The sequence below is a fragment of the Streptomyces sp. MAI_2237 genome, assembly GCF_054189285.1.
The window spans coordinates 1,394,179-1,415,338 of the sequence record NZ_JAJPGQ010000009.1 but is presented as its reverse complement, the minus strand read 5'-3'; the positions used below and the strand labels follow the sequence as shown (position 1 = coordinate 1,415,338).

The window sequence follows — 21,160 nt, the reverse complement described above, 5'->3', positions numbered from 1 at the left end:
CGGAGCACCCGCATGCATGACGACCGCACCCTGGTCGAAGGCCGCCTCAAGCGCGTCCTCGACGAGCGCCTCCGCCCCGCCGTGTACCCCGAGTCCCTGCCGCTGGAGGTCGCGGTGTGGCACGCGCCCGGTGAGCCGGTGCCGGTCGCCGAGGGGCTGGCCGCCGAGCCCGAGCCGATCGCGGTGGGCGCCCGCTGGGGTGCTCCGTGGGGGACCAGCTGGTTCCGGGTCACCGGGACGGTGCCCGAGGCGTGGGCCGGGAAGACCGTCGAGGCGATCCTCGACCTCGGCTTCGACGAGAACATGCCCGGCTTCCAGTGCGAGGGCCTGGTCTACCGGCCCGACGGCACCCCCGTGAAGGGCCTCAACCCGCGGAACCAGTGGGTGCGGATCGGCGCCCCCGTCGAAGGCGGCGAGGAGGTGCGCCTGCACGTCGAGGCCGCCTCCAACCCCGTCATCCTCGACTACCACCCCTTCCTGCCGACCCAATTGGGCGACAAGGAGACCGCCGGCAGCGACCCCCAGTACACCCTCACTCGCATGGACCTCGCCGTCTTCGACGAGACCGTGTGGCAGCTGGTCATCGACCTGGAGGTGCTGGGCGAGCTCATGGCCGAGCTGCCGGTGGAGTCGGCCCGGCGCTGGGACGTCCTGCGGGCGGTGGAGCGCGCGCTGGACGCGATCGACCTGCAGGACGTCAACGCCACCGCAGTGGCGGCCCGTTCGCGGCTGGCCGAGGTGCTGGCGACCCCCGCCGCTCCTTCCGCCCACCGCATCAGCGCGGTCGGCCACGCGCACATCGACTCGGCGTGGCTGTGGCCGCTGCGCGAGACGGTCCGCAAGGTCGCCCGCACCACCTCCAACATGACCGCGCTCCTCGACGACGAGCCCGACTTCGTCTTCGCCATGTCCCAGGCCCAGCAGTGGGCGTGGGTGAAGCAGCACCGGCCCGAGGTGTGGGCGCGGGTGAAGAAGGCCGTGGCCGACGGCCGGTTCGTGCCGGCCGGCGGCATGTGGGTGGAGTCGGACACCAACATGCCCGGCTCGGAGGCGATGGCTCGTCAGTTCGTGCACGGCAAGCGGTTCTTCCTCGACGAGTTCGGCATCGAGAACGAGGAGGCCTGGCTGCCCGACACCTTCGGCTTCGCGGCCGGACTGCCGCAGATCATCAAGGCGGCCGGGTCGAAGTGGCTGCTGACCCAGAAGATCTCCTGGTCGCAGACGAACAAGTTCCCGCACCACACCTTCCGCTGGGAAGGCATCGACGGCACCCGGATCTTCACCCACTTCCCGCCGGTCGACACCTACAACTGCTCCATGAAGGGCTCCGAACTCGCCCACGCGGCCCGCAACTTCAAGGACAAGGGCGTCGCCCGTCACTCGCTCGCCCCGACCGGCTGGGGCGACGGGGGCGGTGGCACCACCCGTGAGATGGTCGCCAAGGCCGCCCGCGCGCGCGACCTGGAGGGCTCGGCGACCGTCGCCTGGGAGACGCCGCGGGACTTCTTCGAGAAGGCCGAGGCCGAGTACCCCGAACCGCCCGTCTGGGTCGGCGAGCTCTACCTGGAGCTCCACCGCGCCACGCTCACCAGCCAGGCGAAGACCAAGCAGGGCAACCGCCGCAGCGAACACCTGCTGCGCGAGGCCGAACTGTGGGCGGCCACCGCCGCCGTCCGCACCGGGTTCCCCTACCCGTACGAGGAGCTGGACCGCATCTGGAAGACGGTGCTGCTGCACCAGTTCCACGACATCCTGCCCGGGTCGTCGATCGCCTGGGTGCACCGGGAGGCGAGGGCGACGTACGAACGCGTCGCCGCGGAACTGAACGCCGTCATCGACGCCGCCCAACGCGCCCTCGCCGGCGAGGGATCGACGCCGCTCGTCTTCAACGCCGCCCCGCACACCCGCGCCGGCGTCCCCGCGGGCGGCGCGGGCACGGCGCTCATCCAGGGGGCGACCCGCCTCGCGCCCCGGCCCGGCGGCGGGCACGTCCTCGACAACGGCCTGCTGCGGGTGGAGATCGACGCCCAGGGCCTGGTCGTGTCCGCCCACGACGGCTCGGCCGACCGCGAGACGATCGCCCCCGGCCACCCCGCCAACCTCCTGCAGCTCCACCCCGACTTCCCGAACATGTGGGACGCCTGGGACGTCGACGAGTTCTACCGCAACACGGTCACCGACCTCACCGACGCCGACGAGGTCAGCCCCGGCGCGGACGGCATCTCGGTGCGAGTCGTGCGTACCTTCGGCGCGTCGCGGGTCACGCAGGTGCTGTCGCTGCCGCCCGGTGAGCGGCGGCTGGTGCTGGACACGGAGGTGGACTGGCACGAGACGGAGAAGTTCCTCAAACTCGCCTTCCCGCTCGACGTGCACGCCGAACGGTACGCGTCGGAGACCCAGTTCGGTCACTTCCACCGCCCCACCCACACCAACACCTCCTGGGAGGCGGCGAAGTTCGAGGCCTGCAACCACCGCTTCGTCCATCTGGAGGAGCCCGGCTGGGGGGTCGCCGTCGTCAACGACTCGACCTACGGCCACGACGTGACCCGTACGGTGCGCACCGACGGCGATCGCGGCACGACGACCACGGTCCGCGTGTCCCTGCTGCGGGCTCCGCGTTTCCCGGACCCGGAGACCGACCAGGGGGTGCACCGCTTCCGGCACGCGCTGGTGGTCGGGGCGGGCATCGGGGACGCGGTCCGCGAGGGCTGGCGCATCAACGTCCCGGAGCGTCGGATCGAGGGCGCGGGCGAGGTCGCGCCGCTGGTGACGGTCGATCAGGAGGCGGTGGTGCTCACCGCCGTCAAGCTGGCCGACGACGGCAGCGGGGACGTGGTGGTGCGCTTCCACGAGGCCCACGGCGGACGCGCCCGGGCCGTGCTGACCGCCGGGTTCGAGGTCGCCGACGTCACGGTGACCGACCTCCTGGAACGGCCGTCGGCGGGCGGTGCCGCGGTGGAGCGCGACGGCGCGCGCGTCGCCGTACGCCTGCGGCCCTTCGAGCTGGTGACGCTGCGGATGCGGAGGGCGTAGGCAGACACCGACCGGACGGACCGTCCTCCTCAGGCGGGTCCTCGGCTCCTGTCGGCCCGTGCGCCGTAGTGGCCCAGGAACAGATCGACCCCGCCCGTGATCAGACGGTCCGTCAGGTCGTCGTCCACCTCGGCGCCGTAGGCGCTGAACACCAGATGTGGATAGACCAGCAGCGAGTACAGCTGCAGGATCGCCACGTCCAAGTCGGCGATCTCCAGGCGCCCTTCGTCGGCCAGGTGCCGCAGCGCCCGGGCCATCGCCGGATGGTGGTGCTCGGTTCCCCTGCGGTGCCAGGCCGCGGCGAGGTCCGGGAAGCGGTGCAGCTCATGGGCGACGACATTGCGCAGGGCCAGGACGTCCGGATTCGCGCGGACGTCGGCCACCCAGGCCCGGGCCGCCGCGATCATCGCCTCCCGCAGGTCGTCCGAGTCGCCGAGCCCCTCGAGCGCCGCGGCCAGCGTGTCGTCCAGGGGGGCGTCCAGGGAGTCCTTGACGACCCCGACGAACAGGGCCTCCTTGCTGCCGAAGTGGTTGTAGACCGTCACCTTCGACACGCCTGCCTCCGCCGCGATCGCGTCGACACTGGCGTCGAACCCCTCCCGCAGGAAGAGCGCGCGCGCCGCCTTCACGATGGCCTGCCGTTTCGCCTCCGCGCGCGGACCGGCCGGCGGCTGCTTGGCGGGCGGCGCGGGGGCGGGAGCGGGGTTCCTCGGGCTCATGGGAGGAGTCTACCCGGCCATCTGAACTGTACCGTTGAGTTCATGTGAACTGTGCCGTACAGTTCAGGTCGATGGCTGTGCCGGGCCCTGGCATGCCGTCCACCGGCAGGAGACGACCCGAGGAGAAGCCATGAGTCACCTCCACCGCACGACCCCGGACACGGCGCACCATCCGCCCGAGCCGCGGGAGGGGACCGCCCACAAGCCCGGGCTGCTGCTCGCCGTGCTCTGTCTGGCGCAGTTCATGCTCGTCCTCGACGTCACCGTCGTGAACGTCGCGCTGCCCGACATGGCCGCCGACCTCGCCCTCGGCCGCGAGACCCTGACCTGGGTGGTCACCGCGTACACGCTCTGCTTCGGCGGCCTGATGCTGCTCGGCGGCCGGCTCGCCGACGCGCTCGGCGCCCACCGCACCGTCCTGGCCGGTCTCGTGGTGTTCACAGCGGCCTCGCTGGTCAGCGGCCTGGCGACGGGCGCGCCCATGCTGCTGACCGGCCGCACCCTGCAGGGCGCCGGAGCCGCCCTGATGTCCCCGGCCGCTCTGTCGATCGTCACCACCGCCTTCCATGGCGAGGCCCGTAACAAGGCACTCGGCGTCTGGGCGGCCATCGGTGGCACCGGATCCGCGGTGGGCGTCCTGCTGGGCGGCGCCCTGACGGACGGCCCCGGCTGGAAGTGGGTGTTCTACATCAACGTCCCCGTCGGCGCCCTCGCCCTCGCGGTCCTGCCCGCCCTGCTGCCCAAGCGCCCGACACGGCCGGCCCGCCTCGACGTCCCCGGCGCGCTGCTCGCGACCGCCGGTACGGGATCGCTCATCTACGGCCTGGTGAAGGCGGGGGACACCGGCTGGGGCAGCGCGGCCGCGGTGCTGCCACTGCTCGGCTCGCTCATCCTCTACGGCGCTTTCGTCGCCGTCGAGCGGCTCTCCCGCGCCCCGCTGATGGACCTGCGGCTGTTCACTCGCCGCCCGGTCGTCGCGGGCGTCTTCCTGATGCTGACCGCGTCGGCGCTGCTGATCGCCTCCTTCTTCCTGGGCTCGGTCTACCTCCAGCACGTCCGCGGACTCAGCCCGTTGCGGACCGGGCTGGTGTTCCTGCCCGTCGCCGTGGCCACCGGAATCGGGGCGCACCTGGGCTCCCGGCTGGTCGGCCGGATCGGCAGCCGTGCCACCGCCGTGGCCGGCCTGGTGGTCGGGGCCGCCGGGACCGTACCGCTGACCGCGCTGTCGTCCGGCGCCGGCGTGTACACGGCCCTCCTCCCCGGCCTCGCCGTGGCCTCCTTCGGCTTCGGCGCCGTCCTGGTCACCGCCACCACCACCGCGCTGGCGATGGTCGCCCACGAGGAGGCCGGGCTGGCCTCGGGCGTCATCAACACCTTCCACGAGGTGGGCGGTTCGATCGGCGTCGCCGTGATGTCCACGGCGGCCGCGTCCGGCATCGACCACGGGACGGCCGCCGGATTCGCGGACGCCTTCACGGTCGGCGTGGCCGTCGCGGCGGCGAGCGCGCTGGTCGCGCTGGTGCTCGTACCGCGCGGGAAACCCCAGGTGATGCCCGGTATGGCCATGCACTGACGGTCGTACATCGCCCCGCCGGAAGAAATCTCGCGCGGCGATGTCGAGAACAGCGGCGCTGCTCCGTCCCAGGGGCGAACGCGGCCACAATGGGTCGCACCAGGACCGAGGAGAACCCCGATGGCGAAGTACCTGCTGCTGAAGCACTACCGCGGCGCCCCGGCCGCGGTGAACGACGTCCCCATGGAGCAGTGGACGCCGGAGGAGATCTCGGCGCACGTGCAGTACATGCGGGACTTCGCGGACCGGCTGGTGAAGACCGGGGAGTACGTCGACGGGCAGGCCCTCGCCCCCGAGGGGACCTGGGTGCGCTACGACGGTGAGGGGCGCCCGCCCGTCACCGACGGGCCCTTCGCCGAGACCAAGGACCTCATCGCCGGGTGGATGGTGATCGACGTCGACAGCCACGAGCGGGCCGTCGAGCTGGCGGGCGAGCTGTCGGCCGCGCCCGGGGCCGGCGGGAAGCCGATCCACGAGTGGCTGGAACTGCGCCCGTTCTACGCCGCCTCGCCCACCGACGCGGACTGCCACGCCAGTGGATGAGGCGCTGCTCAGGAGCCTCACGCCGGGTGTCCTCGCCGTCCTCGTCCGCCGCGGAGCCGACTTCGCGGCGGCCGAGGACGCCGTGCAGGACGCGCTGGTGGAGGCCCTTCGCGTCTGGCCCGCCGACCCGCCGCGCGACGCGAAGGGCTGGCTGGTGGCCGTGGCCTGGCGGAAGTTCCTCGACCGGACCCGCGCGGACACCGCGCGCCGCCGTCGTGAGGACCGCGTCGAGGAGGAACCGGCTCCCGGCCCGGCGCCCGCCGTGGACGACACGCTCCAGCTCTACTTCCTGTGTGCCCACCCCTCGCTCACCCCGTCCTCCGCCGTGGCCCTCACCCTGCGCGCGGTCGGCGGACTGACCACCCGGCAGATCGCCCGGGCCTACCTGGTGCCCGAGGCGACCATGGCCCAGCGGATCGGCCGCGCCAAGCGGACCGTGTCCGGCGTGCGCTTCGACCAGCCCGGCGACGTCGCCACCGTGCTGCGTGTCCTCTACCTGGTCTTCAACGAGGGCTACTCCGGCGACGTCGACCTCGCCGCCGAGGCCGTCCGGCTCACCCGGCAGCTCGCCGCCGTCGTCGACCACCCCGAGGTGTCCGGGCTGTTGGCCCTGATGCTGCTCCACCACGCCCGGCGCGCCGCCCGGACCGCGCCCGACGGCGGCCTGATCCCGCTCGCCGAGCAGGATCGCGGCCGGTGGGACACGCGCCTGATCGCCGAAGGCGTCGCGATCCTCCAGGCGGCCCTCGGCCGCGACCGGCTGGGCGAGTTCCAGGCGCAGGCCGCCATCGCCGCCCTGCACGCCGACGCGCCCACCGCCGAGGAGACCGACTGGGTGCAGATCGTCGAGTGGTACGACGAGCTCACCCGTCTCACCGAGAGCCCCGTCGTCCGGCTCAACCGCGCGGTCGCCGTCGGCGAGGCGGACGGACCGCGCGCCGGCCTGGCCGCGCTCGCGGAACTGGACACCGGCCTGCCCCGGCACACGGCGGTGGCGGCGTACCTCCACGAACGCGACGGAGACCTCGCCACGGCGGCCCGGCTGTACGCCGAGGCGGCCCACAAGGCCCCGAACCTCGCCGAGCGCGACCACCTGACCCGCCAGGCGGCCCGCCTCAACTCTGGCCGGAGCAACCGACAGAACTGACCGGACGCGTCCGAGTCGACTGCCGCTGCGGTCGTCGGGGGTCGGGCGCGCCGTTGCTGTGGGCTCCGCCCCCAGATCCCCGTTCGGCCCTGAACGGGCCTCGTCCTCAAACGCCGGACGGGCTGGGAGGCGTGGCGCAGGCGCCTGCCGACGGTGGCTCCGTCGACGTGACCGAACGGCCGCGCCCGAGTCGGTACGCGGCCCGTTCTCGGTGCCGACGCTCCGCCCCCAGATCCCCGTTCGGCCCTGAACGGGCCTCGTCCTCAAACGCCGGACGGGCTGGGAGGCCTGGCGCAGGCGCCTGCCGACGCGGGCCGCTCTGCTGTCGGCCGATTGTGTCGCGCTCGTGGGCGTGGGGGCGACAGGATCGTCGTATGCGGCCGATCTTCGTTCTCGTGCACAGTCCGTCCGTGGGCCCCTCGACGTGGCGTCCGGTGGCCGAACGGCTCGTGGCGGCGGGGTACCAGGTGCGGGTGCCGTCCCTGCTGGGTGTCGGGTCGGGTGCTGCGCCGTTCTGGCCCCGCGTGGTGGACGCGGTCCGCGACGACCTCCGGCGGGTTCCTGCCGGCCGGCCCGTCGTGCTCGTGGCCCACAGCAACGCGGGCCTGTTCGTCCCGGTGACGCGGGCGGGCCTCGACCGTCCCGTGGTGGGCACGGTCTTCGTCGACGCCGCCCTGCCGGCCCGGAGCGGGCCGACTCCGGTCGCCACCCCCGAACTGCTCGACTTCCTGCGGCCGTTGGCCGTCGACGGCCGGCTGCCGCGGTGGACCGACTGGTGGGAGGAGGCGGACGTGGCCCCCATGTTCCCGGACCCGGCGCTGCGGCGGACCGTCGTGGAGGAGCAGCCGCGCCTCCCGCTGTCCTACTACGAGCAGCGCATCCCGGTCCCCGTCGGCTGGGACGACCACCCCTGCTCGTACCTGCTGTTCGGTCCTCCTTACGACGGCCCGGCCGCCGAGGCACGCGAACGGGGCTGGCGCGTGGCCCACCTGCCCGGCGAGCATCTGCACCAGATCGTCGACCCGGACGGCACCGCCCGCCACCTCGTCGAACTCGCCGTCCCGGAGAGGGGCGTATGAACTGGCCTTTTCAGCCGCCCAGTTGGGCCCGCAGCCACTCCTCGACCTCGCCCACGTGCGCGGCCGCCGCCGCCCGTGCCGCCTCCGGGTCGCGCGACACCAGGGCGCGGTGGATCGCCGCGTGCTCCCGGCGGGTCCGCTCGAAGGCGCCCTCCTCCTGGTAGCCGCGCCACACCCGGGCACGGAAGGTCCGTGACGACAGGCCCTCCAGGATGGCCGCCATGGTGTCGTTGCCGGCCGCCGCCGCGATCTCGCGGTGGAAGGCGAGGTCGTGGGCGAGGATCTCCTCCGGATCGTCGGTGGCGTTCATCGCCAGCAGGTGCTTCTCCACCTCGGCCAGCTGGTCGGGCGTGATACGGGCCGCCGCCAGCGCGGTCGCCGTCGACTCCAGGATGCGCCGCACCTCCAGCAACTCCACCAGGGCCGGGCCCCGCGAGAGGTCGGCGACCACGCCGAAGGTCTCCAGCAGATCGCCGGCCTCCAGCTGGGTGACGTAGATGCCGGAGCCGTGCCGCGCCTCCAGCACCCCGAGCACGGTCAGCGCGCGGATCGCCTCCCTCATCGAGCTGCGGGAGATGCCGAGCTGCACGGCGAGGTCGCGCTCGGTGGGCAGGCGCTGGCCCGGCTCCAGCCGACCCTCGGCGATGAACGCCTTGATCTGCTCGATGGCGCGCTGCGTCACGGTGCCCTTCTGTGGGGCTGTCTCGTCCACGCCATTCCTCCACTCACCGGGTGCGCCGCAGTCTAACCGTCAAGGTGGTCGGACCACTACGGCCGTAATCGCGGAAATCTGCCGCCAGAGGGTGTTGTTTTGCTTGAGTGGTCTGATAAGTATGCGGACATCTGCTCGAACACGCTCAACGAGGAGCCGCCAGATGCCCGGCAGGACAGTGGGGAAGCGGAACAGAGTTCGGATCGTCGCAGCGGTCGCGGTCACGGCGAGCGCCTCGCTCGCGCTCGCGGCGTGCGGAAGCACCAAGGACACCGGCTCCGGCAGCACGGGAGGCGGCGGCACCGGCAAGGTCGGGGTGATCCTGCCCCTGCTGACCTCGCCGTTCTGGCAGTCGTACAACGACTACGTGCCGAAGATGGCCACGTCCGAAGGGGTCGACGCGCTGAAGACCGTCAACTCCAACAGTGACCCCTCGCAGCAGATCACCGACATCGACAACCAGCTCAACCAGGGTGTGAAGGGCCTGGTCGTCGCCCCCCTGGACAGCGCCGCCATCGAGGCCGGCCTCAAGCAGGCCGAGCGCAAGGGAGTGCCGGTCGTCGCCGTCGACGTGGCGCCCGACAAGGGCAAGGTCGCCATGGTCGTACGCGCCGACAACGTCGCCTACGGCACCAAGGCCTGCGACTACCTCGGGGCGCACATCACCAGCGGCAAGGTCGTGCAGATCATGGGCGACCTGGCCTCCGTCAACGGCCGCGACCGCTCGGAGGCCTTCCGCTCCTGCGTGAAGAAGAAGTACCCCAAGCTGAAGGTGCTGGAGATCCCCGCCAAGTGGGAGTCCGACACGGCCGCCTCCAAGCTCGACACCCTGCTCAACGCCAACCCCGACATCAAGGGCATTTACATGCAGGCCGGCGGCGTCTACCTCGCGCCGACCCTGCAGACGCTGAAGTCGAAGAACATGCTCAAGGCGGCGGGCAGCAAGGGCCACATCGTCATCGTCTCCAACGACGGCATCCCGCAGGAGTTCGAGGCCATCCGCAAGGGCGAGATCGACGCGACCGTCTCCCAGCCCGCCGACGCCTACGCCAAGTACGGCATGTACTACATCAAGGCGGCGATGCAGGGGAAGACCTTCCAGCCCGGCCCGACCGACCACGACTCCACCATCGTCAAGCTGCCCGGCGGCATGCTCGAGGACCAGTTGCCCGCCCCGCTGGTCACCAAGTCCAACGTCGACGACCCCAAGCTCTGGGGCAACACGGTCAAATGACGACACCACTCGTCGAGGCCCGCGACATCGCCAAGCGCTACGGCCCCACCACCGCCCTCGCCGACGGCCGGCTCACCGTGCTGCCCGGCGAGTCCCACGCCCTCGTCGGCCGCAACGGCGCCGGCAAGTCGACCCTGGTCAACATCCTCACCGGACTCCAGGCACCCGACGAGGGCACCGTCCGCTTCGACGGCGAACCGGCCCCCTCGCTCGCCGACCGCGACGCCTGGCGCCGCAAGGTGGCCTGCGTCTACCAACACCCGACCGTCGTGCCCGAGTTGACGGTCGCCGAGAACCTCTTCATCAACCGGCAGCCGCTCAGCCGCGGGTTCATCAGCTGGCGCCGCCTGAAGAACGAGGCGGCCGCGCTCCTCGACACCTGGGACGTGCACGTCGACCCCGAGGCGCGCACCGCCGACCTCAAGGTCGAGGACCGTCAAATGGTGGAGATCGCCCGGGCGCTGAGCTTCGGCGCCCGGTTCATCGTCCTCGACGAGCCCACCGCCCAGCTCGACAACCGGGAGATCGAGCGGCTGTTCGCGCGCATGCGCGGCCTGCAGGACTCCGGCGTCACCTTCCTGTTCATCTCGCACCACCTGCAGGAGGTCTACGAGGTCTGCCAGACCGTCACCGTGCTGCGCGACGCCCGCTGGATCACCACGGCCCCGGTCGCCGAACTGCCGAGAGCGGCACTGATCGAGGCCATGGCGGGCGAGAGCATCGAGGCGATCGCCGAACAGGCCGTCCAGGAACGGCTCGTGGACGACAGCGCGCCCGTCCTGCTCCAGGCGCAGGGGCTCACCTCGGAGACGTACGAGAACATCGACCTGACCGTCCGGCGCGGTGAGGTCGTCGGGCTCGCCGGCTCCAGCGCCAGCGGCAAGGTCGAGCTCGCGGAGGCCTTCGCGGGCCTGCGCGCGCCCACCGGCGGAACGGCCCGTCTCGACGGCGCACCGCTGCGGTTCGGCTCCGTGCCGGCCGCGCTCGCGGCCGGCATCGGCTGCGTCCCGCGCGACCGGCACGACCAGGGCCTGGTGCGCACCATGTCCGTCGGCGACAACGCCACCATGAGCGTCCTCGGCCGGCTCGGCCGCTTCGGCCTCATCGGCACCGACCGCAGACGAGGCTTCGCCGCCGAGCTGATCGACCGCCTCGACATCCACACCGAGGGCCCCGAGCAACCGGTCTCCGACCTGTCCGGCGGCAACGCGCAGAAGGTCGTCATGGCCCGCGCCCTCGCCTCCGATCCCCGGCTGCTGGTCCTCATCAACCCCACCGCCGGAGTCGACGTGAAGTCCAAGGAGTCACTGCTGGCCCGCGTGGACAGCGCCCGCGAGGACGGCACCGCCGTCCTGGTCGTCTCCGACGAAATCGACGACCTGCGGCGCTGCGACCGCGTCCTCGTCCTCTTCCACGGCCGCGTCGTCGCCGAGCACCCGGCGGGCTGGCGCGACCACGAGCTGATCGCCTCCATCGAAGGAGTGGACCACCATGGCTGACACCAAGGCTCCGCCGGTGAAGCCGGTCAGTCTGCCCGACGCCCGGTCGGCGCGGGCCGTACTGCTGCGACGGGCACGCGAACTCGCGCTGCTGCCCGCCCTGTTGGCGGTTCTGGTGATCGGGGCCTTCGTCAACGACTCGTTCCTCACCAAGAACAACCTCATCTCCATCGCCGCGTCGTCGGCGTCGCTGGCGATGGTGGTCCTCGCGGAGGCCCTCGTCCTGATCACCGGCAAGTTCGACCTCTCCCTGGAGTCGGTGGTCGGTATCGCGCCCGCGGTGGGCGCACTGCTCGTGCTGCCGGCGGCGAGCGCGGGCTGGGGCGTCGAACTGCCCACCTGGCTGGCGATGCTCGCCGTCCTCGTGGTGGGCGGCGCGGTCGGCCTCTTCAACGGCCTCCTCGTGGTGAAGCTCAGGCTCAACGCGTTCATCGTCACGCTCGCGATGCTGATCATCCTGCGCGGCGTGCTGGTCGGCGCCACGAAGGGCAAGACGCTCTTCGACATGCCGGACGCCTTCTTCGCGATCCACACCACCACGTTCCTGCAGGTGCCGATCTCGGTGTGGGTGGCCGCCGCGGGCTTCGCCGTCACCGGCGCCGTGCTCCGCTACCACCGTGTCGGCCGCGCCCTGTACGCCATCGGCGGCAACGCCGAGGCGGCCCGGGCGGCCGGCATCCGGGTGGACCGCGTGATGCTCGGCGTGTACGTGAGCGCGGGCGTGCTCGCCGCGGTCGGCGGCATCATGAAGACCGGCTACGTGGGGGCGATCAACGCCAACCAGGGCCAGAACATGATCTTCACGGTGTTCGCCGCGGCGGTGATCGGCGGGATCAGCCTCGACGGCGGCAAGGGCACCATGTTCGGCGCCCTGACCGGCGTCCTGCTGCTGGGCACCGTCGACAACCTGCTGACCCAGGCGCAGGTCCAGCCGTACTGGATCCAGGCCATCTACGGCGGAATCATCCTGATCGCCCTGCTGATCGCCCGTCTCACCACCGGCCGCGCCCAGGACTGACCCCGCCCCAGCCCCCGAACGAAAGGCCCTCCGTGTCCTCGACGCCCGCCCGCATCACCGCGGTCGACACCTACGACATCCGGTTCCCCACCTCGCGTGAGCTCGACGGCTCCGACGCGATGAACCCCGACCCCGACTACTCGGCCGCCTACCTGGTGCTGCGCACCGACGCCGAGGACGGCCTGGAGGGGCACGGGTTCACCTTCACCATCGGGCGGGGCAACGAGGTCCAGGTCGCCGCGATCCACGCGCTGCGCCACCACGTGGTGGGACGGCTCGTGGACGAGGTGTGCGCCGATCCGGGGGTGGTCTACCGGGACCTGACCGGGGACAGCCAGCTGCGCTGGCTCGGACCCGAGAAGGGCGTGATGCACATGGCGATCGGCGCGGTCGTCAACGCCGTCTGGGACCTGGCCGCCAAGCGGGCCGACAAGCCGCTGTGGCGGCTGCTCGCGGAGTCCGACCCCGAGTGGCTGGTCGGCCAGATCGACTTCCGCTACCTGACGGACGCGCTCACCCCCCAGGAGGCACTGGACATCCTGCGCCGGGGCCGCGCGGGAGCGGAGGAGCGCGCGGACCGGCTGCTGGAACACGGTTACCCCGCCTACACGACCTCGGCGGGCTGGCTCGGCTACAGCGACGAGAAGCTCACCCGGCTCGCCGCCCAGGCGGTCGCCGACGGCTTCACGCAGATCAAGCTGAAGGTCGGCGCCGACCTCGACGACGACATCCGCCGCTGCCGGGTCGCCCGCTCGGTCGTCGGCCCGGACGTCCGCATGGCGATCGACGCCAACCAGCGCTGGGACGTCGCCGAGGCCATCCGCTGGACCAAGGCACTCGCCGAGTTCGACCCGTACTGGATCGAGGAGCCCACCAGCCCCGACGACGTCCTCGGGCACGCCGCCGTCCGCGAGGCCGTCGCCCCCGTCAAGGTCGCCACCGGCGAACACGTCCAGAACCGCGTCGTGTTCAAGCAACTGCTGCAGGCGGGCGCCCTGGACATCGTGCAGATCGACGCGGCCCGCGTCGGCGGCGTCAACGAGAACCTCGCGATCCTGCTGCTCGCCGCCAAGTTCGGCGTACCGGTCTGCCCCCACGCCGGCGGCGTCGGCCTGTGCGAACTCGTCCAGCACCTGTCGATGTTCGACTACGTCGCGGTCACCGGCACCACCGAGGACCGGGTCATCGAGTACGTCGACCATCTGCACGACCACTTCCTCGATCCGGTGGTGATCCGCGACGGTCACTACCGGGCACCCACCGCATCCGGATTCTCGGCCGCCATGCGACCGGAGTCCCTCACGCGGTACACCTTCCCCGACGGCGGCTTCTGGGCCGCGGACCGCGACGAGAAGAAGGGACGGGCGGCATGACCGACTTCGCGGGGCTGAAGGCCCTGGTGACGGGCGGAGCCTCCGGCATCGGACGGGCCACGGCCGACCTCCTCGCCGCCCGCGGCGCGCAGGTCGCCGTCCTCGACCTCGACCCCTCGACGGTGCGCAAGCCGCTGCTGGCCTTCCCCGCCGACGTCGGCGACGACACCTCCGTACGGGAGGCGGTCGCGGCCGCGGCCGCCGAGCTGGGCGGCCTCGACGTGGTGGTCAACAACGCGGGCATCGGCGCGCAGGGCACCGTCGAGGACAACGACGACGCCGAGTGGCACCGGGTCCTCGACGTCAACGTGGTCGGCATGGTGCGCGTCGCCCGCGCCGCGCTGCCGCACCTGCGCGCTTCGCGGCACGCGGCGATCGTCAACACCTGCTCCGTCGCGGCCACGGCCGGCCTCCCGCAGCGCGCCCTGTACAGCGCCACCAAGGGCGCCGTGTACTCCCTCACCCTCGCCATGGCCGCCGACCACATCCGCGAGGGCATCCGCGTCAACTGCGTCAACCCCGGTACGGCGGACACCCCGTGGATCGGCCGCCTGCTGGACAAGGCCGACGACCCGGCCGCCGAACGCGCCGCCCTGGAGGCCCGCCAGCCCACCGGCCGGCTCGTCTCGGCGGACGAAGTCGCCGGTGCCATCGCCTACTTGGCGAGCCCGCTGTCCGGGGCCACCACCGGCACCTCGCTCGCCGTCGACGGCGGCATGCAGGGCCTGCGCCTGAGGCCGGTGGGCCGGTGAACCGCCTCGGCGGCAGCGGCGTCCAGGTCAGCGCCCTCGGCTTCGGCGGGGCGGTGATCGGCAACCTCTACACCGAGGTGACCGAGGAGCAGGCGCACGAGGCCGTGTCCGCCGCCTGGGCGGAGGGCATCCGCTACTTCGACACCGCCCCGCACTACGGCCTCGGACTGTCCGAACGCCGCCTCGGCGCCGCGCTGCGCGCCCACCCCCGCGCGGACTACACGATCTCCACCAAGGTCGGCCGCCGCCTGGAGCCGTCGGACGGCGGTGGCGACGACCTGGCGAACGGCTTCGCCGTGCCCGCCACACAGCGCCGCATGTGGGACTTCAGCGCCGACGGCGTACGACGCACCCTGGAGGCCGGTCTGGAACGCCTCGGCCTCGACCGCGTCGACGCCGTCTACCTGCACGACCCCGACGACCACGCCGAGCAGGCGTTCCGGGAGGGCTACCCGGCGCTGGAGAAACTCCGCTCCGAGGGCATGGTCGGCGCGATCGGCGCCGGCATGAACCAGGCCGAGATGCTCACCCGTTTCGTCCGCGACACCGACGTCGACGTCGTCCTGTGCGCGGGCCGCTACACCCTCCTCGACCAGCGGGCGCTGACCGAGCTGCTGCCGGCGGCCGAGGAACGCGGCACGTCGGTGGTGATCGGCGGCGCCTTCAACTCCGGCCTGCTGGCCGATCCGAAGCCGGACGCCACGTACAACTACGCGGCAGCACCAAGCGGGTTGCTGGACCGCGCTCTGCTCCTGAAGGCGATCGCCGAACGGCACGGCACCACCCTGCGGGCCGCGGCCCTGGCGTTCTGCGCCGCGCATCCGGCGGTCGCGAGCGTCCTCGTCGGCGCCCGCTCGGCCGCCGAAGTACGCGACAACGCAAGGCAGTTCGCCGCGAGGGTGCCCTCGGGCCTGTGGCAGGAGCTGCGCGCGGAGGGGCTCCTGCCCGCCGAGGCCCCCGTTCCCGAGGAGGAGCCGTCATGAGAGTCGCCCTGCACACCAAGGTCCGCGCGGACCGCGTCGCCCCGTACGAGGCCGCCCACCGGGAGGTTCCCGAGGAGCTCACGGACGCCATCCGCGCGGCGGGCGCCACGTCCTGGACCATCTGGCGCAGCGGCACCGACCTCTTCCACGTCCTGGAGTGCGAGGACTACGCCCGCCTCCTCGCGGAGCTGGAGCAGCTGCCGGTCAATGTGGCCTGGCAGGCCCGTATGGCGGAGCTGCTGGACGTGGTGCACGACTACTCCGACGAGGGCGCGGACGCGGGCCTGCCCGTGGTGTGGGAGCTGCCATGACGGTCGACGCCCACCACCACGTGTGGTACCTGTCGGCCCGCGAACAGGACTGGATTCCCCGACACAGCCCGATACGACGGGACTTCACGGTCGCCGACCTCGAACCCGGGGCCCGGGCGGCGGGCGTCGACCGCACCGTCCTGGTCCAGACCGTCACTGTCGCCGAGGAGACCCCTGAGCTCCTCGCCCTGGCCGACGCGCACGACCTCGTCGCCGGCGTCGTCGGCTGGACCGACCTCACCCGCCCCGACGTCGCCGACGAACTCGCCCGTCTGCGCGCCCTCCCCGGCGGCGCCCGGCTCAAGGGCATCCGCCACCAGGTCCAGGGCGAGCCGGACCCCGAGTGGCTGCTGCGCCCCGACGTCCTGCGCGGCCTGACCGCGGTGGCCGAGGCCGGCCTGGTCTACGACCTGGTGGTCCTGCCTCATCAGCTTCCGGCCTGCGCGAAGGCGGCGGCGCACGTTCCCCGACTCACCTTCGTCCTGGACCACTTGGGCAAGCCACCCATCGCCTCCGGTGCCCTGGACCCCTGGGCGGCGGACCTGCGGGCTCTGGCCGCCCTCCCCAACACGGTCGCCAAGCTCTCCGGCCTGGTCACCGAGGCCGGCCCCGCCGCCTGGACGCTCGACGACCTCCGCCCGTACGCCGACACGGCCCTGGAGGCCTTCGGCCCCGGCCGTCTGATGTTCGGCTCGGACTGGCCGGTGTGCACCCTCGCCGCGCCCTACGGCGATGTCATGGAAGCGGCGCGGCTACTGATCGCCGGTCTGGGCGAGTCCGAGCGGACGCAGATCCTGGAGGACACCGCGACCCGCGTCTACCGGCTATGACCCGACCGGCCCGCCGGGAAGCGTCCGCCCCAGGCGGGCGAGCGGGGAGAGGGCCATCAGGACCGGCGACAGGAGCATGCCCGCGGCCGCTGCCGCGAGGCCCGTCCGCGGACCCCACGCCTGCGCGAGAAGGCCGCCGAGGAGCGAGCCGAACGGGGTCAGCCCCATGCCGACGAAGCTGATCGTCGCCGCCACCCGGCCCTGCATCCCGTCCGGCGCGACGCTCTGCCGTACGGCCATGATCGTGACGTTCACCAGCTGACCGAAGGCGCCGAAGACGAAGCCGACCGCGAGGAGCGCGGGAACCGTCCTCACGGGCGGGCCGTGCAGCGCGGGCACCAGTAGGAACACCCCGTCGCCGAGCGCCGCCGCCCACACGAGCACCGGGCCGTGCCCGAAGCGGCCCGGCAGACGGGCGGCCAGTACCGAGCCCAGGAGCGCGCCCGGCCCGGTCGCCGCGAGCGCCGCCCCGACGGCGGCGCCGGGCAGACGCAGGTCCCTCGGCAGGAACAGCAGGTAGGCCGTCATCACGGCCGCGAAGAAGAACTGGAAGGCGGCCGACGCCAGGCACACGGTCCGCAGCGAGGCGTCACCGGCGACGAACCGCAGCCCTTCGGCGATCCGCCGCCGGAGCCGCGCGGGACGCTCCAGGCCGGCGGACGCCGGCCGTGCCCCGGCTCCGGGCGTCACCGCCGTGTCCGGCGTCCTCGGTCCGGCCGGGACGGACTCGCGGCGGCGCATCCGCCGGATCGACAGGAACGAGCAGGCGAAGAACACCGCGCCGGAGGCGGCGGCGACCGGCGCCGACAGCGCGGACACCAGCGCACCGCCGAGAGCGGGACCGCCGATCTGCGCCGCCGACCGACTGCCCTCGAGCGCGCTGTTGCCTTGCACCAGCTGGTCGCGGTGCACCAGCCGCACCAGGGACGCCTGGTAGGCCACGTCGAAGAACACCGACAGAGCACCGACGACGAAGGCGACCACGAGCAGCGCGGGCAGGCCCAGCAGGCCGAGGAGGCCGGCCACGGCCGTGGCGCCCAGGACCAGGGCCCGTCCGGCGTCCGTCACCACCATCAGCGTGCGGGTCCGCCACCGGTCCACCCAGGCGCCCGCGAGGAGCGACAGCAGCAGGATCGGCGCCTGCCCCACCGCGCGCAGGACGCCCAACTGCCCGGCACCGGCGTGCAGGGTGAGAACGGCGAAGAGCGGCAGCACCACCAGGCTTGCCTGTTCGCCCAGTTGGGAGGCCGTCTGGCCCACCCACAGCCGACGGAAGTCGGCATCCCGCCACAGGCTCGAAGCGACCGGACGGGCAGGATCGGACACAGCGGAGGAGAACGACGGCACACGACCCCCCGGACGACGGCACAAGGACCCGGACGACGGCACAAGGACCCCTCGGACGACGAACCCTAGCTCCCGCCCGGCCGCGCACGAAAGGCAATTCATTGCGCGTCCGGCCCCCGCGTACGGGTTAACCCCCAGGCCCGTCGACCGGCCCACCGGATGGTGACGGCCGCCTTGATCCACAACCCTGGAGGAGCCGCAGAAAGCGGAAACCCCACAGACGAAGAGGCCCGCCATGCTGACCCGCCGCGCCGCCCTGCTCTCGGCCGTCGCCGCCGCCACTGTTCTGCCCGGCATCACCGGGCCGACCGCGTCCGCGGACCCCAGCACGGCGGGCCTGTTGAAGCCGACCCTGCCGCCGCCGAGCGGGCCGCACCCCGTGGGGACGGTATCCCTGCGCCTCGTCGACCGCACCCGCAGCGACCCCTGGGTCCCGTCCCGGCCGTACCGGGAGCTGATGGTCAGCGTCCGCTACCCGGCCCGCGCCGTCGACGGACATCCCGCCGCCCCGCAGATGCTCCCGGGCGAGGCCGCCGCGTTCGATGCCCTCAACAGCTTCACCGGCGTGCCCGCCCACGCCGTCGACTGGTCGGCCACGCGCACGCACGCCCACGCGGGCGCCCCGATCGACCGCTCCGCGTCCCCGCGCCCGGTGATCTGCTACTCGCCCGGTGCGGGGGACCCGCGCTCCCTCGGCACCACGCTCTGCGACGACCTGGCCTCCCGGGGGCATGTCGTGGTGATGCTCGACCACACCTACGACGCCGTGGCCGTCCAGTTCCCCGACGGGCGCGTCGAGAGGACCGTCCTGCCGGCCGAGTACGACAAGGCGTCCCCGGACGAGGACCGCATCACGGCCCTGCTGCGCAAGACGCTGGCCGTCCGCGTGGCCGACGCCCGCTTCCTCCTCGACGCACTGCCCGGCGCGCTCCCCGGGGAGCTGCGCGGTGCCCTGGACATGGGCCGCGTCGGCATGTTCGGCCAGTCGGCGGGCGGCTTCACCGCCCTGCAGGCCATGCACGACGACCGGCGCATCGCGGCGGCGGCCGATCTCGACGGCGTCCTGGCGTACGTCCAGCAGGACAGCACGCCCGGCCACCTCTCCACCGTCGCCGCCGACGGTCTGGACCGGCCGTTCCTGCTGATGGGCATGGACGGCAACGACCTCGACGGCGTGCCGTCGTGGAACGCGCTGTGGCGGCACAGCCGCGGCCGGCACCGGGGCCTGACCCTGCGGGGCGCGGAACACGCGACGTACACCGACGCGGAGGCGCTGATCCCGCAGATCGCCCACCGGCTGGGCCTGTCCCGCGAGACGGTCGTGGCGAACATCGGCACCATCCCGCCGAGGCGCGCCATCGCCGCCGAACGGGCCTGCCTCGCCGCCTTCTTCGACCGCTGGCTGCGGGGCCGGGACGACGACGGCCTGCTGGACGGCACGTCGGGCCGCTACCCCGAGATGCGCATGTTCCCCCGACGGCCCGTGTGACGGCCGCCGTTCAGGACCGCTGCGCCGCCCCCGCCAACCGTGTCGGCGGCAGGTACTCCCGGACATAGGTCCGTTCCCAGCACGCCCCCGTCTCCCGCAGCTCGCGCCAACTCGTGTACCGGTAGCGGAACAGCCGGGCCCGTACGAAGCGCGGCGGCTCGTCCGGCGGGAACGGGGAGCGCCGCAGCAGCCGCAGCGTGTCGCGGTCGTTCTCCAGCAGCCGCTCCACCAGCCCGCCGAACCAGGTGTCGGCGTAGGCGGGCGAGAGCGCCGCGAACCACATCAGCCAGTCCAGGCGGAGGTGGTACGGCGCGAACTGGCGCGGCCAGCGCCGGGGGTCGCCCGGCTTGCCGCGGAACTCGTACTCCCGCCAGTCGGAGTCCTCGCGCGGCACGTCGTCGGCGGTGCCCTCGATGACCACCTCGTGCCTGATCCGGCTGACGCTGCCGAACGCGCCGTAAGTGTTCACCAGATGGAGCGGGTCGAAGGAGCGGTTCATGATCTGGCGGCGGGAGACCATGTTGGCGACGGGACGGTAACTGAGCGCGACGAGCAGGACGGCGACCGCCGCCACCAGGACCTCGTACCAGAGCGGGGCGGCCGGCACGGACGACGGGGCGCCGGAGGGGAGCGCGAGCGCGGACGCCGCCAGCACGATGGTGATCCAGTTCAGCCAGGAGAAGTTGCCCGACAGCACCAGCCAGAGCTGCGTGACGATCATCAGGGAAGCCGCCGCCGTGGCGACCGGCTGGGGGGCGAAGAGCAGGACCGGCACGACGAGCTGGGTGACGTGGTTCGCGGCCACCTCGACCCGGTGAGCGGGCGCCGGCAGATGATGGAAGAACCAGCTGAGCGGGCCCGGCATCGGCTGCGTCTCGTGGTGGAAGTCCAGGCACGTCAGCTTCCGCCAGCACGCGTCCCCGCGCATCTTGATCAGCCCCGCGCCGAATTCGACGCGGAAGAGGATCCAGCGGAGCAGGAAGAGCACGAGGACCGGCGGGGCCACCTCGTCGTTGCCGAGGAAGACGGCGAGGAAGCCGACCTCCAGGAGCAGGGACTCCCAGCCGAACGCGTACCAGGTCTGGCCGACGTTGACGATCGACAGGTACAGCAGCCAGGGCAGCAGCCACAGCAGCATCCCGCCCCACAGGGGCAGCCGGGAGTCCAGGCCGGCGGCCAGCGCCGCGGCGACCGCGCAGCCCGTCCAGGCGCACAACGCGAAGAAGCGGTCGGAGTAGTGCAGTTGGAAAAGGCTGGGGGCGCGCCGGAAGGGCACCCGGGCGGTGAAGCGGGGGACCGGCAGCATGCCCCTTTCCCCGATGAGCGCCCGGAACTGCAGGGCCGCCGAGAGGAACGCCACGAGGTACAGGCCGGCCAGGGCCCGCTGGAAGACCAGCCGGCTCGTCCAGTACGCGGGTGCGGTGAACCAGTCCACGGCCGTGCGCTCCTCACTCCGTCGTCGCGCCGGAACCCTGCGTCACGCTCCGTGTAACCATCTTCCGCCTGCGTAACCCGTGG

The 21,160-nt window shown here is 72.6% G+C and carries 18 protein-coding genes; 14 read left to right on the top strand and 4 right to left on the bottom strand.

Going from position 1 to position 21,160, the window contains the following annotated elements:
* Positions 1-12: 12 nt before the first annotated feature.
* Positions 13-3,033, top strand: coding sequence for an alpha-mannosidase (locus LN251_RS41880; protein WP_458249366.1), 3,021 nt, complete (start codon positions 13-15; stop codon positions 3,031-3,033).
* 29 nt (positions 3,034-3,062) lie between these two features.
* Here LN251_RS41880 and LN251_RS41875 read toward each other — a convergent pair whose 3' ends face one another.
* Positions 3,063-3,752: a TetR/AcrR family transcriptional regulator gene (locus tag LN251_RS41875; RefSeq protein WP_458249365.1), complete on the bottom strand. Its 690-nt coding sequence runs from the start codon at positions 3,750-3,752 to the stop codon at positions 3,063-3,065.
* Between the two features lie 130 nt (positions 3,753-3,882).
* On the opposite strand from LN251_RS41875, the gene LN251_RS41870 reads away from it, so the two are divergent.
* The 4 genes from LN251_RS41870 (at position 3,883) to LN251_RS41855 (ending at position 8,094) form a co-directional block, all read left to right on the top strand.
* Positions 3,883-5,325: a DHA2 family efflux MFS transporter permease subunit gene (locus tag LN251_RS41870; protein WP_458249364.1), complete on the top strand. Its 1,443-nt coding sequence runs from the start codon at positions 3,883-3,885 to the stop codon at positions 5,323-5,325.
* A gap of 120 nt (positions 5,326-5,445) precedes the next feature.
* Positions 5,446-5,868, top strand: coding sequence for a YciI family protein (locus LN251_RS41865; RefSeq protein WP_058921651.1), 423 nt, complete (start codon positions 5,446-5,448; stop codon positions 5,866-5,868).
* Positions 5,861-7,015 (top strand): RNA polymerase sigma factor, encoded by a 1,155-nt coding sequence (locus tag LN251_RS41860; protein WP_458249363.1) that lies wholly within the window; start codon positions 5,861-5,863, stop codon positions 7,013-7,015. The genes LN251_RS41865 and LN251_RS41860 overlap by 8 nt, the downstream gene beginning before the upstream one ends.
* 410 nt (positions 7,016-7,425) lie before the next feature.
* Complete coding sequence (locus tag LN251_RS41855) at positions 7,426-8,094, top strand: alpha/beta hydrolase (RefSeq protein WP_458249362.1); 669 nt, start codon at positions 7,426-7,428, stop codon at positions 8,092-8,094.
* A gap of 10 nt (positions 8,095-8,104) precedes the next feature.
* On the opposite strand, the gene LN251_RS41850 is transcribed toward LN251_RS41855, so the two are convergent.
* The gene (locus LN251_RS41850) at positions 8,105-8,806 is read right to left on the bottom strand and encodes a FadR/GntR family transcriptional regulator (protein WP_458249361.1); all 702 of its coding nucleotides are present in this window, start codon (positions 8,804-8,806) and stop codon (positions 8,105-8,107) included.
* A 163-nt stretch (positions 8,807-8,969) separates the two neighbouring features.
* Between LN251_RS41850 and LN251_RS41845 the strand changes: the two genes are divergently transcribed.
* From LN251_RS41845 to LN251_RS41810, 8 genes are read left to right on the top strand one after another with little or no spacing between them, the layout of a single operon-like run.
* Positions 8,970-10,040 carry a sugar ABC transporter substrate-binding protein gene (locus LN251_RS41845; protein ID WP_458249360.1) on the top strand — a complete coding sequence of 357 codons (1,071 nt, stop codon included), beginning with the start codon at positions 8,970-8,972 and terminating at the stop codon, positions 10,038-10,040.
* A complete protein-coding gene (locus tag LN251_RS41840) occupies positions 10,037-11,539 on the top strand; it encodes a sugar ABC transporter ATP-binding protein (protein WP_458249359.1) in 1,503 nt (500 codons plus the stop codon). Before LN251_RS41845 ends, LN251_RS41840 begins: the two co-directional genes overlap by 4 nt.
* A complete protein-coding gene (locus LN251_RS41835) occupies positions 11,532-12,557 on the top strand; it encodes an ABC transporter permease (protein ID WP_458249358.1) in 1,026 nt (341 codons plus the stop codon). Before LN251_RS41840 ends, LN251_RS41835 begins: the two co-directional genes overlap by 8 nt.
* A gap of 32 nt (positions 12,558-12,589) precedes the next feature.
* Positions 12,590-13,930, top strand: coding sequence for an L-fuconate dehydratase (locus LN251_RS41830; protein WP_458249357.1), 1,341 nt, complete (start codon positions 12,590-12,592; stop codon positions 13,928-13,930).
* Positions 13,927-14,682: an SDR family NAD(P)-dependent oxidoreductase gene (locus LN251_RS41825; RefSeq protein ID WP_458249356.1), complete on the top strand. Its 756-nt coding sequence runs from the start codon at positions 13,927-13,929 to the stop codon at positions 14,680-14,682. Before LN251_RS41830 ends, LN251_RS41825 begins: the two co-directional genes overlap by 4 nt.
* A complete protein-coding gene (locus LN251_RS41820) occupies positions 14,679-15,665 on the top strand; it encodes an aldo/keto reductase (RefSeq protein ID WP_458249355.1) in 987 nt (328 codons plus the stop codon). The genes LN251_RS41825 and LN251_RS41820 overlap by 4 nt, the downstream gene beginning before the upstream one ends.
* Positions 15,662-15,976, top strand: a complete 315-nt coding sequence (locus tag LN251_RS41815) for an L-rhamnose mutarotase (protein WP_458249354.1) — start codon at positions 15,662-15,664, stop codon at positions 15,974-15,976. Before LN251_RS41820 ends, LN251_RS41815 begins: the two co-directional genes overlap by 4 nt.
* Positions 15,973-16,806 (top strand): amidohydrolase family protein, encoded by an 834-nt coding sequence (locus tag LN251_RS41810; protein WP_458249353.1) that lies wholly within the window; start codon positions 15,973-15,975, stop codon positions 16,804-16,806. The genes LN251_RS41815 and LN251_RS41810 overlap by 4 nt, the downstream gene beginning before the upstream one ends.
* Here LN251_RS41810 and LN251_RS41805 read toward each other — a convergent pair.
* The gene (locus tag LN251_RS41805; protein ID WP_458249352.1) at positions 16,801-18,153 is read right to left on the bottom strand and encodes an MFS transporter; all 1,353 of its coding nucleotides are present in this window, start codon (positions 18,151-18,153) and stop codon (positions 16,801-16,803) included. The genes LN251_RS41810 and LN251_RS41805 overlap by 6 nt on opposite strands.
* 235 nt (positions 18,154-18,388) lie before the next feature.
* Between LN251_RS41805 and LN251_RS41800 the strand changes: the two genes are divergently transcribed.
* Positions 18,389-19,642, top strand: coding sequence for an alpha/beta hydrolase family protein (locus LN251_RS41800; RefSeq protein ID WP_458249351.1), 1,254 nt, complete (start codon positions 18,389-18,391; stop codon positions 19,640-19,642).
* Between the two features lie 10 nt (positions 19,643-19,652).
* Here LN251_RS41800 and LN251_RS41795 read toward each other — a convergent pair whose 3' ends face one another.
* Complete coding sequence (locus LN251_RS41795; protein WP_458249350.1) at positions 19,653-21,077, bottom strand: lipase maturation factor family protein; 1,425 nt, start codon at positions 21,075-21,077, stop codon at positions 19,653-19,655.
* Between the last annotated feature and the right edge of the window lie 83 nt (positions 21,078-21,160).

Bases quoted from the DNA above. Each gene is read 5' to 3' on its own strand.
- LN251_RS41825 (WP_458249356.1), top strand. From the start codon at position 13,927: ATGACCGACTTCGCGGGGCTGAAGGCCCTGGTGACGGGCGGAGCCTCC.
- LN251_RS41880 (WP_458249366.1), top strand. From the start codon at position 13: ATGCATGACGACCGCACCCTGGTCGAAGGCCGCCTCAAGCGCGTCCTC.
- LN251_RS41815 (WP_458249354.1), top strand. From the start codon at position 15,662: ATGAGAGTCGCCCTGCACACCAAGGTCCGCGCGGACCGCGTCGCCCCG.
- LN251_RS41835 (WP_458249358.1), top strand. From the start codon at position 11,532: ATGGCTGACACCAAGGCTCCGCCGGTGAAGCCGGTCAGTCTGCCCGAC.
- LN251_RS41845 (WP_458249360.1), top strand. From the start codon at position 8,970: ATGCCCGGCAGGACAGTGGGGAAGCGGAACAGAGTTCGGATCGTCGCA.
- LN251_RS41875 (WP_458249365.1), bottom strand. From the start codon at position 3,752: ATGAGCCCGAGGAACCCCGCTCCCGCCCCCGCGCCGCCCGCCAAGCAG.
- LN251_RS41840 (WP_458249359.1), top strand. From the start codon at position 10,037: ATGACGACACCACTCGTCGAGGCCCGCGACATCGCCAAGCGCTACGGC.
- LN251_RS41800 (WP_458249351.1), top strand. From the start codon at position 18,389: ATGCTGACCCGCCGCGCCGCCCTGCTCTCGGCCGTCGCCGCCGCCACT.
- LN251_RS41865 (WP_058921651.1), top strand. From the start codon at position 5,446: ATGGCGAAGTACCTGCTGCTGAAGCACTACCGCGGCGCCCCGGCCGCG.
- LN251_RS41870 (WP_458249364.1), top strand. From the start codon at position 3,883: ATGAGTCACCTCCACCGCACGACCCCGGACACGGCGCACCATCCGCCC.
- LN251_RS41810 (WP_458249353.1), top strand. From the start codon at position 15,973: ATGACGGTCGACGCCCACCACCACGTGTGGTACCTGTCGGCCCGCGAA.